Raw genomic sequence first — 15,908 nt, forward strand, 5'->3', positions numbered from 1 at the left:
AAGGGAGGTTCCATGAGACGTTCCCGACTTGTCGTACTCGTCAGTTCGTTCCTCCTCGCCGTCGGCGCCGCCCTCACCGGGGCGACCGCGGCGCAGGGCGCCGAGGCCGCCGCGACCGGCTATGTGGCGCTCGGCGACTCCTACTCCTCCGGTGTCGGCGCGGGCAGTTACATCGGCTCCAGCGGCGACTGCAAGCGCAGCACCAAGGCGTACCCGTCCCTGTGGGCCGCCGCCAACTCACCCTCGTCGTTCAGCTTCACCGCCTGCTCGGGCGCCCGAACGGATGAAGTTCTGGCGAGTCAGCTCACCCCGCTCGGCGCCTCCACCGGCCTCGTCACCCTCAGCGTCGGCGGCAACGACGCAGGCTTCGCCGATGTGATGACGACCTGTGTGCTCCAGTCCGACAGCGCCTGCATCTCCCGCATCGACACCGCGCGGGCGTACGTCACCTCCACCCTGCCCGGCAAGCTCGACACCGTGTACTCCACGATCCGCTCCAAGGCCCCCGCCGCCCAGGTCGTGGTCCTCGGCTACCCCCGCTTCTATCTGCTCGGCCAGTCCTGCCTGGGCCTGTCGGAGACCAAGCGCAAGGCCGTCAACGACGCCTCCGACCTCCTCAACAGCACCATCGCCAAGCGCGTCGCCGACCACGGCTTCACCTGGGCCGATGTCCGCACCACCTTCACCGGCCACGAGATCTGCTCCGGCAACTCCTGGCTGCACAGCGTCAACTGGCTCAATGTCGGCGAGTCCTACCACCCCACCGCGGCCGGTCAGTCCGGCGGCTACCTCCCCGTCCTGAACAGCGCGACCTGACCCCCTCCGCCCCCCATCCCTCAGTAGGTCGGTGAGGCGGTGACGGAGGCCCCGTCCGACGGGGTCTCCGTCACACAGGTCACCGAGAACTCCACCGTGTCCGACACCACCTCCACCGGCTCCCGCACCTCCACCCCCAGCGCGTTCCGATACGACCCGCTCTCCTCGTACGCCGTCACCGTCACGCTCGCCCGCCGGGTGCGCTCCCCGCCCGCCGGGAACGACAGCGTCCGCCAGCCCTCGTCGGTGACCTCCCCGTCCCGCGCCACCCACCGGTACGCCACCTCGGCGGGCAGCCGCCCCACGGTGAACTCCGCCGTGAACACCGGAGCCGCGCTCCCGCCCGGCGGACAGGCACCCGTGTAGTCCGTGTGCGCCCCGCTCACCGTCACGGCCACCGACTGCGGCGGCGGTGAACTCCCCGGCGCCCGCGTGGACTCCGCGGCGGGCGCACCCCCCGACACCTCACCCCCGCCGGACGGCCGGTCCTCCGCCTCCGGCGTGCCCGACGCCTCCGACGCCCGCGCCGAAGCCGCCGGACTGTCCCCACCGCTCCCACCCGAGCCCTCCCCGCCGCCGCCCGCGCTCAGCAGCGCATACGCCAGCCCGCCGACGGCCAGCGCGAGCGCGGTGACCCCGGCGACCAGGAGCAGCACGGCACGGCGGTCCCGCGCGGGCGGGTCGGTGACCGCAGGTGCCGCCGACGGCCCCGACGGCCCCGACGGCCCCGACGGGCCCAACGGGCCCAACGGCGGCCCCTGCGCGCCCCGCGCGCCCCGCGCGTCCGGTACCGGCGCGGCGACCGTCGGTGCCGTCGAGGCCGACCAGACGGTGTCCGCCCGGGGCGTGCCGCCCGCACCCACCAGCCGCAGATCCCGCTCCGCACCCTCCGCCGCCAGCCGCTCGCCCGGCTCCTTGCGCAGCAGCCCCTCGATCACCGGCGCCAGCGCCGACGCCCGGCGCGGCGGCGGCAACTCCTCGTCCACGACCGCCCGCAACGTGCTCAGCGGCGTGTCCTGACGGAACGGCGAGACCCCCTCCACCGCCGCGTACAGCAGCACCCCCAGCGACCACAGATCCGACTCCGGCCCCGGGGTGCGGCCCAGCGCCCGCTCCGGCGCCAGGAACTCCGGCGACCCCACGACCTCCCCGGTCATGGTCAGCGCCGAACTGCCCTCCACCGTGGCGATCCCGAAGTCCGACAGCACCACCCGCCCCTCGTTGGACAGCAGCACATTGCCGGGCTTCACATCCCGGTGCAGCACCCCCGCCCCGTGCGCCGCGCGCAGCGCCGCCAGCACCTCCGCCCCGATCAGCGCGGCCCGCTGCGGCGGCATCGGCCCCTCCGCCTCCAGCAACTCGGCCAGCGACACCCCGCGGATCAGCTCCATCACGATCCACGGGCGGCCGTCCTCGGTGGCGACGTCGTACACCGTCACCACATTGCGGTGCGTCACCCGGGCCGCCGCCCACGCCTCGCGCTCCAGCCGGGCGTACATCCGCCCCACGTCCGACGACGGCAGCCCCGCCGGGGCCCGCACCTCCTTGACGGCGACCTCCCGGTGCAGCACCTCGTCCCGGGCCCGCCACACCGTCCCCATGCCGCCCTCGCCCAGCGGGGAGAGCAGCCGGTACCGGCCCGCGACCACCCGCTCCCTGCCCGGCTGTCCCGACACCGGCGCACCCCCTTCGGCCGTCCGCCGTGCCACGCCAGATTTCTCCCCAAAGTAGCTCAGCCCACCCCGGATGACGCCCCCCTGGACACCGATCCGGCCCCGCACCGGCCCGCGTTCCCGATTGCCCCCGCCCCCACCCGCGTTTTCGCCCCGCCGATCCGTACCTCCCCCCGGAGGTGCGCGGTGCGGACACCGGATGTACGGGGACGGGGACGACGACGGGCCGAGGGCCACAGCCGGGCGGAGCCAGGGGCAACGGGGGCGACGGGCGCGGCGAGGACGAGGGGGGACCGGATGGACGCGGACGCGCTGCTGCTCAGGGTGGCGGCCGGCGACCAGCGTGCCTTCGAGGAGCTGTACCACCTGGTGTCCGGCCCGGTGAAACGGGTGGTCCGGGATGCCGCGCAGGCGGAGGAGGTGGCCCAGGAGGTGCTCCTCGAACTCTGGCGCTCCGCCGCCCGGTTCGACCCCGCGCGCGGCTCCGCCCTGTCCTGGATCCTCACCGTCGCCCACCGCCGGGCCGTCGACCGGGTGCGCAGCGCCCGCGCCGCCGGGGAGCGCGAGCCGCGCGACGCCCTGCGCTCGGCGGGGCCCGCCTTCGACCAGGTCGCCGAGGAGGTGGAGGCCGGACTGGAACGGGAACTGGTGCGCCGCTGCCTGGCCCGGCTCACCGACCTCCAGCGCCAGTCCGTCACCCTCGCCTACTACGACGGCTACACCTACCGCGAGGTCGCCGAACAACTGTCGCTGCCGCTCGGCACCGTCAAGACCCGGATGCGCGACGGACTGACCCGGCTCCGCCAGTGCCTCGGCGGCGGTGCCGGGTGAGCCCGCTCGGCCGGCCGCGTCGCCGCGAGGCCCCCCACTCGCTGGCCGCGCCCTACGCCCTCGACGCCCTCGACCCCGGCGAACGCCGCCGCTACGAACGGCATCTGGACGGCTGCGCCCGCTGCGCCGCCGAGGTGCGGGCGCTCACCGAGGACACCGTCCGGCTCGCCTGGACCACCACCGACCCGGCGCCCGAGGCGCTGCGCGCCCGCGTCCTGGCCGCCGTCCGGACCACCCCGCAGGAGCCCGCACCGGCCCACATCCCCTCGCTGCCGTCCTACGTATGGGGGACCCGGCCCGACGAACAGGGGACCCGGTCCGGCCCGAGGGGGACCCGGCCGCCCCCCGAGCGGTCCCGGCGCCCGCTCCTGGTGCCGTTCGCCACGGCGACCGCCGCCGCGGCCCTCGTCGTCGCCGCGCTGTTCGCGGCGCAGGCCGGGCGGGCGCAGGACCAACTGGACGCCGAGCGGGACCGGGCACGTGAGATCGCCCACGTTCTGGCGGCCCCCGACGCCCGCGCCGCCGTCGGCCCGTACACCGGGGGCCGCCGGATCGCGGTGATCGCCTCCGCCGGTGAGGGGCGCGCGGTGGTGACCTTGAGCGGTGACGGCGCTCCCCCCGGCGGACGAGTGCATCAACTGTGGCTGATGCGCCCCGACGCACCACCACGCTCCCTGGGCCTGTTCAGCGCCGACACGCCCCTGGCCGCCTCCGGTCTGGACCCCACCGCCTCGTCACTCGCCGTGACCATCGAACCGGACGGCGGCTCTCCGCACCCCACCGGCCAGCCCATTGTCCAACTCGCCCTGAAATCGGTTGGATTCGGAGAGTAATCAAAGTGTGTACGTCAACACCCTTACGGGAAAGGTGAATCCTGTGACCGCGATACACGAGTGCCCCAAGGGGGCGATAGGGTTAGCCTGCCTGGGCCGGGTGGACTCGTACGGGTGGGGAGTGACATGGATCAGATAACAGTGCGCAGCAGGGCAAGGGTCCCTGCGATCACCTGCGGGAGCAGCGCGACCAGCTCGCGCCTCGACCGCCACCTGTCGGTGCTGGCGGGTCCCGCCGTGCCACAGCGGGAGACCGCGGAGGCCACCTCGCTGATGCGGGAGCTGACCGCGCGTGACACCACGCAGGACCAGACCTCCCGGGGCGCCCGTGTCCGGCGCGTCTCGCTCTTCGCACCCCTGCGCCGACTGCGCCGCTCCCTGTTCGGCGGACACTGAGCATCCCCGGCGTCCGCCCGGACGCCCCCCGCTCGTCCCCGTCCCCGCCGATCCGATCGATCTGATCCGGTCTCATCCGGTCTGACGCCCCCCGACTCCCCACGGGCGGCGTCAGCGGCGTATCACCCCCCGGTTGCCCGGCTCCCCGCCCCGGGTTCCTCTCTTCTTGTCCCCGGCCTGGCCTCTCCCGCTCCATTGGGCCCCCTTCAGCGCCCGCCGCGTTCGACCCCCGCCGCTCCCGAGGAGCGGACGGTCGTCAGATCAGGGCGAGCTGGCCCTCCGGGCCCTCCTCGGGCACGTCCAGGACCGACGCCGGGCGGCGCGCCGACGCCGGGACCGGGACGACACCCGCGGCGCGGAGGTCGGCGGTGGTGACGGGGGACGGCACCGGTCCGTCCGGCAGCGGCGGGAGGTCGGCCAGCAGCGCGAGGACCGTGATCAGCTCCAGCAGCTCCGACGTCCAGCTCTGCGGCCAGGACGCGGGGCGGATCGCGGACAGGGTGCCCGGCTCCGGTTCACCCGTCCGGGCGAGGAACCACTCCTCCAGCACCCGCACCCCGCCCGCCTCGAAGTCCCAGGCGTCCACCGGTACCGGCGAGATCCGGCCCTCGCCGAGGTACAGGGTCTCCTCGTCGCGGTCGTAGCGCAGCTCACCGGGGCGGGCGGGGAGCGGGGCGCGGACGTACGGGCGGCGTCCACCGGGGAGTTTGGGGCGCTCGCCGTCCCGGCGCATCAGCCACAGCGCCCGGCGCCCCGACGCCACGCCGAGCGCCCAGCGCGCCGGGTCCCCGGTGAGGGGGACGGTGAGATCGGCGCGGACCGCGCTCAGGATCCAGGCCAGCACGTCCACCGGCTCCGGGGCCGTGCCGCCGAGCCGTGTGCCCAGATACTCCGTCAGGCCCGGCGCCAGATTGGGTTCCCGGCCGCCGGGGCGGCGGAAGAGGGGGCGGACCCGGCCGGTGCGCAGGACGGGGAACAGGGTGGTGGCCAGGAGGAGCGGGCCGGGGCCGGTGGGGGTTTCGGTGACGAAGACCTGCCGGTCGTCGGCGATCCGCCACAGTTCCGGACGGGCCGCGTCGATCAGGCGCTGGTCCGGGATCAGCCACTGCTCGTCGAAGGGCGCGACCAGCGCGCGGACCGGTTCGGGGCAGGGGCCCTCGGCGCGGACGAGGCGTTCGGCTCCGCCGGGGTGGCCGGGGAGCTGCCCCACCGCCGAGTGCGCGGTGCGGGCCCGGGTCGGCTCGAACAGGGTCTCGCGGTCCGGGCCCCGCGCCGTGAGCAGCGCGTCCCAACGGGCCCTGAGGGAGGCCGGGTCGGGGCCCGCGGGCCAGCTCCGCCCCAGGCGCGGCGGTGCGACGGACCACGGCATGAGGTCCGCGAGCGGCGGAGCGTCGGTGTCGTCGTTCGGCACGCTCCGCATCGTACGTCGGTGTGTGGTCCGCTTTTTGCGGAGTTCCTCCCCCAGAGGGGGTACCCCCAGTGCCCCTGGACGTCGGGTCAGGTGGCGTCCAGGGTCACCGAGAAGGAGAAGCGGTCGCCTCGGTAGTGGATGACGGCTACGTCCAGGACCTGGCCCGCGGTGTCGTAGGCGATGCCGGTGTAGTGGAGGATCGGGCTGAGGAGGGGGACGCGGAGGAGGCGGGCCGTCTCCGGGTCGGCGAGGCGGGCCTGCACGGTGTCGGTGATGCGGCTGATGTCCGCGCCGACCACGTCCCGCAGCACCTTGGTCATGGGCTGCCGGACCAGTTCCTCGGGGTCGATCCGGGCGGCGAGTTCGGGGCGGATGTAGTTGCGGGCGTGGTTGGTGGGCTCGCCGGTCTTCTCGTCGCTGCGCAGCCGGTGGTACGTCACCGCCTCCGGCAGCCCGGGGAAGTACTCGGCGAGTTCGGCCGGCACCGGTACCGGCCCATGCTCCAGCAGTTCGGCGGTCATCCCGGACTGCTGGGCCACGATGGCGTCCACCGAGCCCAGCAGCCGCACCGGGGCGCGGGTCGCGTCCGGTTCGATGAAGGTGCCCCGGCGCCGGTGCCGGGTGATCAGGCCCTCGTCCTCCAGCTCCTTCAGCGCCTGCCGCATGGTGAGCACGCTGACGCCGTAGTGCTCGGCGAGCTGCTCCTCGGTGGGCAGCCGCAGCGGGGCCCGGGCCGGGCGGCCGAGTATCGAGGCGCGCAGCGACTGCGACACCTGGTACCACAGCGGCAGCTTGCGGTTGAGGACGATCGAATCCGGGGCGAAGGAACTCACGGGCCTATCCGTACCGGTCGTACGCGATCAGTGCAACGGGCGGAAGTGGCGCTCCATGCCCCGCCACACCTCGTCGTAGCCCTGCTGGAGGTGGTCGGCGCCCGCGGCCTGCGGGGTCAGGAGCACCGGCCAGCGGGTCTCGAACATGAACGCCAGCCCGTCGTCGATCTTCTGCGGCTTCAGCTCGGCCGCGCTCGCCCGGTCGAAGGTCTCCCGGTCCGGGCCGTGCGCCGACATCATGTTGTGCAGCGAGCCGCCGCCCGGGACGAAGCCCTCCGCCTTGGCGTCGTAGGCGCCGTCGATCAGGCCCATGTACTCGCTCATCACATTGCGGTGGAAGTACGGCGGCCGGAAGGTGTCCTCGCCCACCAGCCAGCGCGGCGCGAACACCACGAAGTCGACGCCCGCGAGGCCCGGGGTGTCGGACGGCGAGGTCAGCACCGTGAAGATCGACGGGTCCGGGTGGTCGTACGAGATGGAGCCGATGACATTGAAGCGGCGCAGATCGTATACGTACGGGGTGAGGTTGCCGTGCCAGGCGACGACGTCGAGGGGGGAGTGGTCGTAGGTCGCGGTCCAGAGGTTGCCGCAGAACTTGTTGACCACCTCCACCGGGCCCTCGACGTCCTCGTACGCGGCGACCGGGGCCAGGAAGTCGCGGGCGTTGGCGAGGCCGTTGGCGCCGATCGGGCCCAGGTCGGGGAGGACGAACGGGGCGCCGTAGTTCTCGCAGACGTAGCCGCGCGCCGAGTCGTCCAGGAGGTCCACCCGGAAGCGGACCCCGCGCGGGACCAGCGCCACCTGGCCGGGCTCGGCGTGCAGCAGCCCGAACTCGGTGCGCAGCAGCAGCCCGCCGTGCTCGGGGACGATCAGCAGCTCGCCGTCCGCGTCGCTGAACACCCGCTCCATGGAGGCGGTGGCGTGGTAGAGGTGCACGGCCATGCCGGTGCGCTGGGTGACATCGCCGTTGCCGCCCAGCGTCCACAGTCCGGCCACGAAGTCCGTCCCGGCCTCCGGCGCGGGCAGCGGGTTCCAGCGCAGCCGGTTGGGGTCGGGCGGGGTCTGGGTGAAGGGGGCGGTGCGCAGCGCCCCGTTGCGGGTGCGGGTGAACGCCGGGTGGGCGGCCGACGGGCGGATGCGGTACAGCCAGGAGCGGCGGTTGTGGGCCCGGGGTTCGGTGAAGGCCGTGCCGCTCAACTGCTCCGGGTAGAGGCCGAGCGGGGCCCGCTGGGGCGAGTTGCGGCCGACCGGCAGCGCGCCGGGCGCCGCCTCCGAACTGTGCTCGTTCCCGAACCCGGAGAGATAGGCCAGCGATTCGGCCGTCTTGCGCGCGTCCGCACTCATGTTCCCAGCTCCTTGGCAGCCCTGCGTTTGTCCCGGTGACCGGCGGGTTCCGTTCCGCTTCCGTTCCTTATTCCTATGCTTCACTATAGGAATAGTTTCCACCATAGAAAGAGGGGGCGGGTGGGCGCAAGGGGGCGTCCCCGGGGAGGGAGGGGGCGGCCCGGCGGAGGGGAGGCGTCCGTGGTGCATCCCCGGGAGGGGGCGGCATCCTCTGGAGGGACTACGGCCGGACGGGGGAACCAGCCCTGAGGTGGATTCGAGGTGTCGTACCGGTGTTCTACGCTCGCCCGTATGACGTGGACACGGGGGGCCGGTGCGGTGTTCGTGGTCGGTGTCCTGGTGCTGGCCGGGGCCGCGGGCTGCGACTCCGGCGCCGGGCGGGAGCAGGCCACCGACCGGACGTATCCGGTCGGCAAGGTGCTGGAGGACACCGACGAGGACGGCTCGCCTCTGCGCGAGATCGAGCAGGGCGACGCCCCCGCGGTGGACATCGAGGTGCAGCCGGTCGGCGACGGACAGGGCTGGGAGGTCCGGCTCACTGTCGACGGCTTCGCCTTCTCGCCGGTCGGCACGGAGCCGGAGGCCGTCGCCGGGCGCGGCGTGGCCCGGCTGTTCATCGACGGCCGCCCGGTCGTCGATCTGCGCACCCCGCGCCACCGGCTCGCCGCCGGTCTCATGGACCGCGGCACCCATCACGTCACCGTCCGCCTCTACGCCGACGACGGCACCGCCTGGGCCGCCGACGGCGAGCCCGTCGAGTCCACCGCCGACCTCACGGTCTCCGAGCCGGGGCCCGGGGCCTCGCCGTAGGGCGGGGGCGGCGGGGGCCGGTGTCGTATGCGGTTCGGGGGAGGCGCGCTTCACCCCGGACCGGTGGGCGGGCATCATGAGGGCCGTGTCTGATGCGACGACCGCGCTCCGCCGTGCCCCCGTGCAGCGGCGCAGCGCCGAGCGGCTGACCCGGATCCTCGACGCCTGCGCCGACCTCCTCGACGAGGTGGGCTACGACGCCCTGAGCACCCGGGCCGTCGCCCAGCGGGCCGGTGTCCCCATCGGGTCGGTCTACCGCTTCTTCGGCAACAAGCGCGCCATGGCCGACGCCCTCGCCCGGCGCAACCTGGAGCGGTACACCGAGCGGGTGCGCAGACGCCTCGACGCCCTGGACGGCGGCGGCTGGCGGCGGGCCCTGGACGCCGTACTGGACGAGTACCTCGCCATGAAGCGCACCGCGCCCGGTTTCTCCCTGGTGGACTTCGGCAACCAGATCCCCGTCGGCTCCCGCCACGACGAACCCAACCACCGGGTCGCCGACCGGCTCACCGAACTCCTCGCCGGCTCCCTCGGCCGCCGCCCCGACGACACCCTGCGCCGCACCTTCCTGGTCGCCGTCGAGACCGCCGACACCCTGGTCCACCTGGCCTTCCGCGTCGACCCGAAGGGCGACGCCGGGATCATCGCGGAGATGCGGGAACTGCTGCGGGCGTATCTCGGGCGGGTCCTGGACGGACCGGAGCGAGGGGACGAGCCCCGCCCCGAATGAGACGAGCCCCGCCCCGAATGACCTGAGCAAAGCTGTGACCTGGAGTTTTGCGCTTATTGCTCGCGCGTCAACATCTTGTTAACGCCGATCGGGCGGACCTAACGTCGTCGCACCGCCGGCCCTGGTGGGAGTTCAAGGGCGAACGTTAGGTATCCACACACATGCTGACCATCCTCGGCTTCGCCATGATCGCGACCTTCCTGGTCCTGATCATGCTGAAGAAGATGTCGCCCATCGCGGCGCTCGTGCTGATCCCCGCGCTCTTCTGCGTGTTCGTCGGCAAGGGCGCGGAGCTGGGCGACTACGTCATCGACGGTGTCTCCAGTCTCGCGCCCACGGCGGCGATGCTGATGTTCGCCATCGTCTACTTCGGGCTGATGATCGACGTCGGGCTCTTCGACCCGGTCGTCAAGGCCATCCTGAAGTTCGCCAAGGCCGACCCCCTGCGGATCGTCGTCGGTACGGCCCTGCTCGCCGCGATCGTGTCGCTGGACGGCGACGGCTCCACCACCTTCATGATCACCGTCTCGGCGATGTACCCGCTGTACAAGCGGCTGAAGATGAGCCTGGTCGTGATGACCGGTGTCGCCGCCACCGCCAACGGCGTGATGAACACCCTCCCCTGGGGCGGCCCCACCGCCCGCGCCGCCACCGCGCTCAAGCTGGACGCCAGCGACATCTTCGTCCCGATGATCCCGGCGCTCGCCGTCGGCCTGCTCTTCGTGATCGTCCTCTCGTACTTCCTCGGTCTGCGCGAGCGCAAGCGGCTCGGGGTGCTCACCCTGGACGAGGTCCTTCAGGACCCGGTGGGCGAGAAGAAGACAGAGAAGGAGACGGAGAAGGAGACGGTGCTCGTGGGCTCCGGGGCGGGTGCCGGGTCCGGCACGGCCGCTCTCCGCAAGACCGGCGGCGGCGCGGGCGCCCCCGCCGATGCCGACGAGGACGACGACGACTTCCAGGGCCTCGACCCGAACCGCCCCACCCTGCGCCCCAAGCTCCTCTGGTTCAACGTCCTGCTCACGGCGACGCTGCTGACCGCCATGATCATGGAACTGCTGCCGATCCCGGTGCTGTTCCTGCTCGGCGCCGCGCTCGCGCTCACCGTGAACTTCCCCCGCATCCCCGACCAGAAGGCCCGGCTCGCCGCCCACGCCGACAACGTCCTCAACGTCTCCGGCATGGTCTTCGCCGCCGCCGTCTTCACCGGCGTCCTCCAGGGCACCGGCATGGTCGACTCCATGGCGAACTGGCTGGTCGACATCATCCCGGCCGGGATGGGCCCGCACATGGGCATCGTCGCCGGACTGCTGAGCCTGCCGCTCACCTACTTCATGTCCAACGACGGCTTCTACTTCGGTGTCCTGCCGGTCCTCGCCGAGGCGGGCGCGGCCCATGGCGTCAGCCCGGTCGAGATGGCCCGCGCCTCCCTCGTCGGCCAGCCCCTGCACATGTCCAGCCCGCTGGTCCCGGCCGTGTACGTGCTCGTCGGCATGGCGAAGGTCGAGTTCGGCGACCACACCCGGTTCGTGGTGAAGTGGGCGGCGCTCACCTCCCTGGTGGTGCTCGGGGCCGCCATCCTGTTCGGCATCATCTGAGCCACGCGGGCGCCCCGGCGCCGTGGAGGAGGACCGTTCCGTGCGTAGGAGGCCCGGCGGGAACCGCGGCTGGCTGCTCCGCCTCGTCATCGCCTTCAGCTTCGCGCAGGCGGCGGTGTCGATGGCCCGGCCCGCCGTCTCCTACCGGGCCCTCGCGCTCGGCGCCGACGAACGGGCCGTCGGGGTCATCGCCGGGGTCTACGCCCTGCTCCCGCTGTTCGCCGCCGTCCCGCTGGGCCGCCGTACCGACCACGGGCGGTGCGCCCCGCTGCTGCCCGCCGGGGTCGTCCTGATCGCGGCGGGCTGCGTGCTCGGCGGACGGGCGGACTCCCTGGCGGCGATGGCGGTGTGGAGCGGGGTCATGGGCCTCGGCCATCTCGCGTTCGTCATCGGCGCCCAGTCCCTGGTCGCCCGTCAGTCCGCCCCGCATGAACAGGACCGCGACTTCGGCCACTTCACCATCGGCGCCTCCCTCGGCCAACTCGTCGGCCCGGTCGCGGCCGGCGCGCTGATCGGCGGCCACGACATGGCCGCCACCAGCGCCCTCGCCCTGCTGGTCGCGGGCGCGGGCGCCGCCGCGGCCTTCACCACCCTGTGGCGGATAGAGGACCGTACGGCCCCCGGCGCCCGCGACCGGTCCGGCGACCGGGTGCCGGTGCGGCGCATCCTGGGCGCCCGGGGCGTCCCGGCGGGCATCCTGATCAGCCTCTCCGTGCTCTCCGCGACCGATGTCCTCACCGCCTACCTCCCGGTGGTCGGCGAGGAGCGGGGCATCGCGCCCTCGGTCGTCGGACTGCTGCTCAGCCTGCGCGCGGCGGCCACCATCGCCTGCCGCCTGGTCCTCACCCCGCTGCTCCGCCTCGGCCGCACCCCGCTGCTCACCTCCACCTGTCTGCTCGCCGCGCTGCTCTGCGCCGGGATCGCGCTGCCGGTGCCGGTGTGGGCGCTGGCCGCGATGCTGGCGGCGCTGGGCTTCTGCCTCGGCGTCGGGCAGCCGCTGTCCATGACGACCGTCGTCCGGGCGGCCCCCGAGGGCGCCCGCTCCACCGCCCTCGCCCTGCGGCTGACCGGCAACCGCCTCGGCCAGGTCGCCGCCCCCGCCGGAGCCGGTCTGGTCGCCGGGGTCGCGGGCGTGGCCGCCCCGTTCGTGCTGCTGGGCGGGCTGCTCCTGCTGTCGGCCGGGGTGGCGCTCCGCTCCCCGGCGGCCCGCCGACCGGCCCCGGCGCTCACCGAGGAAGTCCCAACTCCCTTGTCCGAGCGGTGAGTTAAACCCCCTCCCGGCCGGTTCCCCCCTTCGGTGAACAGATCCCCGCGCCCCGGCGCGGCGCCGGGACAGCCGGGCGGACGATCCCGTAGGTGAGGGGCATGAGACGTCAGTTCACCCGTTCCCGGACCCTCCTCGTCACCGCCGCCGCGCTGCTCGCGGTGGCCGCGCCCACGGCCGCGTACGCGACCCTCGACGGCTCCGGGACCCCGGACGCCCCCGCCGCCCCGGTGCGCGGTGAGTCATACGCCGAGACCCGGCTGTACTTCGGCACCGCCCGGCCCGACGGCGGACCGGCGGTCACCGACCGGCAGTTCATGGCGTTCATCGACCACGAGGTCACCCCGTCCTTTCCCGACGGCCTCACCGTGCAGAGCGGACGCGGCCAGTGGCGGGACGTCACCGGCACGATCGAGAAGGAGCGGTCGTACGAGGTGCTGCTGCTGTACCCGGTCGGGGCGGCCGGCCCCGCCGACCGGGCGATCGAGGAGATCCGCCGCGACTACGAGAAGCGGTTCGGGCAGGAGTCGGTGGGGCGGGTGGACGACCGGGTGACCGTCGATTTCTGAGAGCCCGATGTCCGTCGGCGGATGTGACCCAGGAGTCATGGCGCGGCAAAACTATCGCCGCTAGTTTGGGCGGTGGCGCGGCGCCGGGTGACGCCGCCGGTTCGGGAGGCGGAGCATGCGCGGCACGGCCCAGGACGGCGCGTACGGGGAGGGGACGGCCGGGATGCGCATGGACGGGACGGCTGGGACGCGCGGGGAGGGGATGGCCGGGATGCGCGGGGACGAGTCGGGCGGGATGTACATCGGCGGTGGCTGGCGCCCGGCCGCCGGGTCCGGACTCATCGATGTCGTCGACCCGGCCGACGAGCAGCTCCTCGCCCGGGTCCCGGCGGGGGGCGCCGAGGACATCGACGCCGCCGTCCGGGCCGCCCGCGCCGCGCTCCCGGGCTGGGCGGCGACCCCGCCCGCCGCGCGTGCCGCCCGGCTCGCCGCGCTGGTCGACGCCCTCACCGCCCGCCGGGACGGGATCGCCGCGACCGTCACCGCCGAACTGGGCGCCCCGCCCGCCCTCGCGCAGAGGGTCCACACCGCCCTGCCGATCACGGTGGCCGCCTCGTACGCCGAACTGGCCGCCGGCCACCCCTTCGAGGAGCGGATCGGCACCTCGGTGGTGCATCTGGAGCCGGTCGGGGTGGTCGGGGCGATCACCCCGTGGAACTACCCGCTGCACCAGATCGTCGCCAAGGTGGCCCCGGCGCTGGCGGCCGGCTGCACGGTGGTGCTCAAGCCCGCCGAGGAGACCCCGCTCACCGCCCGGCTGTTCGCGGCGGCGGTGCACGAGGCGGGGGTACCGGCGGGGGTGTTCAACCTGGTCACCGGGCTCGGCCCGGTCGCCGGGCGGGCGCTGGCCGGGCATCCGGGCGTCGACCTGGTCTCCTTCACCGGCTCCACCGCCGTCGGCCGCGCGATCGGCGCCGTCGCGGGCGCGGCGGTCAAGAGGGTGGCCCTCGAACTCGGCGGCAAGTCCGCCAACGTGATCCTGCCGAGCGCCGACCTCGCCCGCGCGGTCACCGTCGGGGTCGCCAACGTCATGGCCAACTCCGGCCAGACCTGTAGCGCCTGGACCCGGATGCTGGTCCACCGCGACCGGTACGAGGAGGCCGTCGGCCTCGCCGTCACCGCCGCTGCCCAGTACCCCGAGCGGATCGGCCCGCTGGTCAGCGCCCGGCAGCGGGACCGGGTGCGCGGTTACATCCGGCAGGGCGTCGCCGAGGGCGCCGAACTGGTCGCCGGTGGCCCGGAGGCACCCCGCGAGCGGGGCTTCTACGTCAGCCCCACCGTCTTCGCCGAGGTCACCCCGGAGATGACCATCGCCCAGGAGGAGATCTTCGGCCCGGTCCTGTCGATCCTGCGCTACGAGGACGAGGCCGACGCCCTGCGGATCGCCAACGGCACGGTGTACGGGCTGGCCGGTGCGGTCTGGGCGGGCGAGGAGGCGGAGGCCGTCGCCTTCGCCCGGCGGATGGACACCGGGCAGGTCGACATCAACGGCGGCCGGTTCAATCCGCTGGCCCCGTTCGGCGGGTACAAGCAGTCCGGGGTGGGGCGCGAACTGGGCGTCCACGGCCTCGCCGAGTACCTGATGACGAAGTCGCTCCAGTTCTGACCACCTGTGACCATCTATGGCCGCCCTGTGACCACCCCTGAAGACCCGCTGACCACCCCGCACTCCAGAGCCGCAGGAGACGCCCCCTCATGACCGTACGGACCGTCCGTGCCGCCGTACTGCCCGCCGTCGGCGCCCCGCTGGAGATCACCGGGGTCGAACTGCCCGAGCCGGGGCCCGGCCGGGTCCGGGTGCGGCTCGCCGCCGCCGGGGTGTGCCACTCCGACCTCTCCCTGTCCGACGGCACCCTGCGCATCCCGGTCCCGGCGATCCTCGGCCATGAGGGCGCCGGGACGGTGGAGTCGGTGGGGGAGGGCGTCACCGACCTCGCCCCCGGTGACCCGGTGGTGCTCAACTGGGCCCCGTCCTGCGGAAGCTGCCCGGCGTGCGGGCGGGGCGAGGTGTGGCTGTGCGGCAACGCGATGAACGGCGCCGCCGCCGTCCACGCCCGCACGCCCGCCGGTACCGCCCTGCATCCCGGCCTGAACGTCGCCGCGTTCGCCGAGGAGACCGTCGTCCCCCGCTCCTGCGTCCTGCCGCTGCCCGAGGGCGTCCCCCTCGCCGACGCGGCCCTGCTCGGCTGCGCGGTCCTGACCGGCTACGGGGCCGTCCACCACGCGGCGAAGGTGGCGCCCGGCGAGACGGTCGCCGTCTTCGGTGCGGGCGGGGTGGGGCTGGCCGCGCTCCAGGCGGCGCGGATCGCGGGCGCGTCCAGGATCGTCGCGGTGGATCTCTCCCCGGCGAAGGAGGAGTTGGCGCGGGCGGCGGGCGCGACCGACTTCGTGACCGCCTCCGAACGGACCGCCCGCGAGATCCGCGCCCTGGCCGGCGGGGAGGGCGTGGACGCGGCCGTGGAGTGCGTGGGCCGCGCGGTCACCATCCGCACCGCCTGGGAGTCCACCCGGCGCGGCGGCCGGACCACGGTCGTCGGCATCGGCGGCACCGACCAGCGGGTCACCTTCCACGCCCTGGAACTCTTCCACTGGGGCCGCACCCTCTCCGGCTGCGTCTACGGCAACTGCGACCCCCGCACCGACCTCCCGGTCCTCGCCGGTCAGGTCCGCGCGGGCCGCCTGGACCTGTCGGCGCTGGTCACCGACCGCATCGGCCTGGACGACATCCCGGCCGCGTTCGAGGCGATGCTGGCGGGACGGGGAGGGCGGGCGCTGGTGACGTTCTGAGGGGGCCGATGCCCTC

Annotated in this window: 14 protein-coding genes and 1 pseudogene; 11 read left to right on the forward strand and 4 right to left on the reverse strand. The window is 74.0% G+C overall.

Annotated features, from left to right (window positions below):
- The first annotated feature begins 12 nt into the window (after nt 1-12).
- The gene (locus tag AB0O01_RS17965) at nt 13-816 is read left to right on the forward strand and encodes an SGNH/GDSL hydrolase family protein (RefSeq protein WP_365314478.1); all 804 of its coding nucleotides are present in this window, start codon (nt 13-15) and stop codon (nt 814-816) included.
- A 20-nt stretch (nt 817-836) separates the two neighbouring features.
- Here the strand turns inward: AB0O01_RS17965 and AB0O01_RS17970 are convergent, their stop codons facing one another.
- Nucleotides 837-2,525 (reverse strand): serine/threonine-protein kinase, encoded by a 1,689-nt coding sequence (locus AB0O01_RS17970; protein WP_365314479.1) that lies wholly within the window; start codon nt 2,523-2,525, stop codon nt 837-839.
- Nucleotides 2,526-2,777: 252 nt separating this feature from the next.
- On the opposite strand from AB0O01_RS17970, the pseudogene sigK reads away from it, so the two are divergent.
- From sigK to AB0O01_RS17985, 3 genes and pseudogenes are all read left to right on the forward strand, one after another.
- Nucleotides 2,778-3,320: pseudogene (gene sigK / locus AB0O01_RS17975) on the forward strand (ECF RNA polymerase sigma factor SigK); the annotation flags it as partial.
- On the forward strand, nt 3,317-4,153 hold the full coding sequence (locus AB0O01_RS17980; RefSeq protein ID WP_365314480.1) for an anti-sigma factor: 837 nt from the start codon (nt 3,317-3,319) through the stop codon (nt 4,151-4,153). The pseudogene sigK and the gene AB0O01_RS17980, both read left to right, overlap by 4 nt.
- Before the next feature lie 126 nt (nt 4,154-4,279).
- Complete coding sequence (locus AB0O01_RS17985; RefSeq protein WP_365314481.1) at nt 4,280-4,549, forward strand: hypothetical protein; 270 nt, start codon at nt 4,280-4,282, stop codon at nt 4,547-4,549.
- Nucleotides 4,550-4,805: 256 nt separating this feature from the next.
- Here the strand turns inward: AB0O01_RS17985 and AB0O01_RS17990 are convergent, their stop codons facing one another.
- From AB0O01_RS17990 to hmgA, 3 genes are all read right to left on the reverse strand, one after another.
- On the reverse strand, nt 4,806-5,969 hold the full coding sequence (locus AB0O01_RS17990; RefSeq protein WP_365314482.1) for a type ISP restriction/modification enzyme: 1,164 nt from the start codon (nt 5,967-5,969) through the stop codon (nt 4,806-4,808).
- A gap of 77 nt (nt 5,970-6,046) precedes the next feature.
- Nucleotides 6,047-6,793 carry a GntR family transcriptional regulator gene (locus AB0O01_RS17995; protein WP_365314484.1) on the reverse strand — a complete coding sequence of 249 codons (747 nt, stop codon included), beginning with the start codon at nt 6,791-6,793 and terminating at the stop codon, nt 6,047-6,049.
- A 27-nt stretch (nt 6,794-6,820) separates the two neighbouring features.
- Nucleotides 6,821-8,137, reverse strand: coding sequence for a homogentisate 1,2-dioxygenase (gene hmgA, locus AB0O01_RS18000; RefSeq protein ID WP_365314486.1), 1,317 nt, complete (start codon nt 8,135-8,137; stop codon nt 6,821-6,823).
- A 291-nt stretch (nt 8,138-8,428) separates the two neighbouring features.
- Between hmgA and AB0O01_RS18005 the strand changes: the two genes are divergently transcribed.
- The 7 genes from AB0O01_RS18005 (at nt 8,429) to AB0O01_RS18035 (ending at nt 15,892) form a co-directional block, all read left to right on the forward strand.
- Nucleotides 8,429-8,947, forward strand: a complete 519-nt coding sequence (locus tag AB0O01_RS18005; protein ID WP_365314487.1) for a hypothetical protein — start codon at nt 8,429-8,431, stop codon at nt 8,945-8,947.
- A gap of 76 nt (nt 8,948-9,023) precedes the next feature.
- Entirely contained in the window at nt 9,024-9,677 is a 654-nt protein-coding gene (locus AB0O01_RS18010; RefSeq protein WP_365314488.1) for a TetR/AcrR family transcriptional regulator, read from the forward strand.
- A gap of 161 nt (nt 9,678-9,838) precedes the next feature.
- Complete coding sequence (locus AB0O01_RS18015; RefSeq protein WP_365314489.1) at nt 9,839-11,272, forward strand: citrate:proton symporter; 1,434 nt, start codon at nt 9,839-9,841, stop codon at nt 11,270-11,272.
- A 40-nt stretch (nt 11,273-11,312) separates the two neighbouring features.
- Nucleotides 11,313-12,536 carry an MFS transporter gene (locus tag AB0O01_RS18020; RefSeq protein WP_365314491.1) on the forward strand — a complete coding sequence of 408 codons (1,224 nt, stop codon included), beginning with the start codon at nt 11,313-11,315 and terminating at the stop codon, nt 12,534-12,536.
- Between the two features lie 101 nt (nt 12,537-12,637).
- Nucleotides 12,638-13,105: a DUF3574 domain-containing protein gene (locus tag AB0O01_RS18025; protein ID WP_365314493.1), complete on the forward strand. Its 468-nt coding sequence runs from the start codon at nt 12,638-12,640 to the stop codon at nt 13,103-13,105.
- A 211-nt stretch (nt 13,106-13,316) separates the two neighbouring features.
- Nucleotides 13,317-14,711: an aldehyde dehydrogenase family protein gene (locus AB0O01_RS18030; protein ID WP_365314923.1), complete on the forward strand. Its 1,395-nt coding sequence runs from the start codon at nt 13,317-13,319 to the stop codon at nt 14,709-14,711.
- 89 nt (nt 14,712-14,800) lie between these two features.
- Complete coding sequence (locus AB0O01_RS18035) at nt 14,801-15,892, forward strand: Zn-dependent alcohol dehydrogenase (RefSeq protein ID WP_365314494.1); 1,092 nt, start codon at nt 14,801-14,803, stop codon at nt 15,890-15,892.
- The last annotated feature ends 16 nt before the right edge of the window (nt 15,893-15,908 follow it).

The organism is Streptomyces sp. NPDC093252, assembly GCF_040683675.1.
In the GTDB taxonomy this organism is placed as follows: domain Bacteria; phylum Actinomycetota; class Actinomycetes; order Streptomycetales; family Streptomycetaceae; genus Streptomyces.

Bases quoted from the DNA above. Each gene is read 5' to 3' on its own strand.
- AB0O01_RS17965 (WP_365314478.1), top strand. From the start codon at position 13: ATGAGACGTTCCCGACTTGTCGTACTCGTCAGTTCGTTCCTCCTCGCC.
- AB0O01_RS17985 (WP_365314481.1), top strand. From the start codon at position 4,280: ATGGATCAGATAACAGTGCGCAGCAGGGCAAGGGTCCCTGCGATCACC.
- AB0O01_RS17990 (WP_365314482.1), bottom strand. From the start codon at position 5,969: ATGCGGAGCGTGCCGAACGACGACACCGACGCTCCGCCGCTCGCGGAC.
- hmgA (WP_365314486.1), bottom strand. From the start codon at position 8,137: ATGAGTGCGGACGCGCGCAAGACGGCCGAATCGCTGGCCTATCTCTCC.
- AB0O01_RS18005 (WP_365314487.1), top strand. From the start codon at position 8,429: ATGACGTGGACACGGGGGGCCGGTGCGGTGTTCGTGGTCGGTGTCCTG.
- AB0O01_RS18010 (WP_365314488.1), top strand. From the start codon at position 9,024: ATGAGGGCCGTGTCTGATGCGACGACCGCGCTCCGCCGTGCCCCCGTG.
- AB0O01_RS18015 (WP_365314489.1), top strand. From the start codon at position 9,839: ATGCTGACCATCCTCGGCTTCGCCATGATCGCGACCTTCCTGGTCCTG.
- AB0O01_RS18025 (WP_365314493.1), top strand. From the start codon at position 12,638: ATGAGACGTCAGTTCACCCGTTCCCGGACCCTCCTCGTCACCGCCGCC.
- AB0O01_RS18030 (WP_365314923.1), top strand. From the start codon at position 13,317: ATGCGCGGGGACGAGTCGGGCGGGATGTACATCGGCGGTGGCTGGCGC.
- AB0O01_RS18035 (WP_365314494.1), top strand. From the start codon at position 14,801: ATGACCGTACGGACCGTCCGTGCCGCCGTACTGCCCGCCGTCGGCGCC.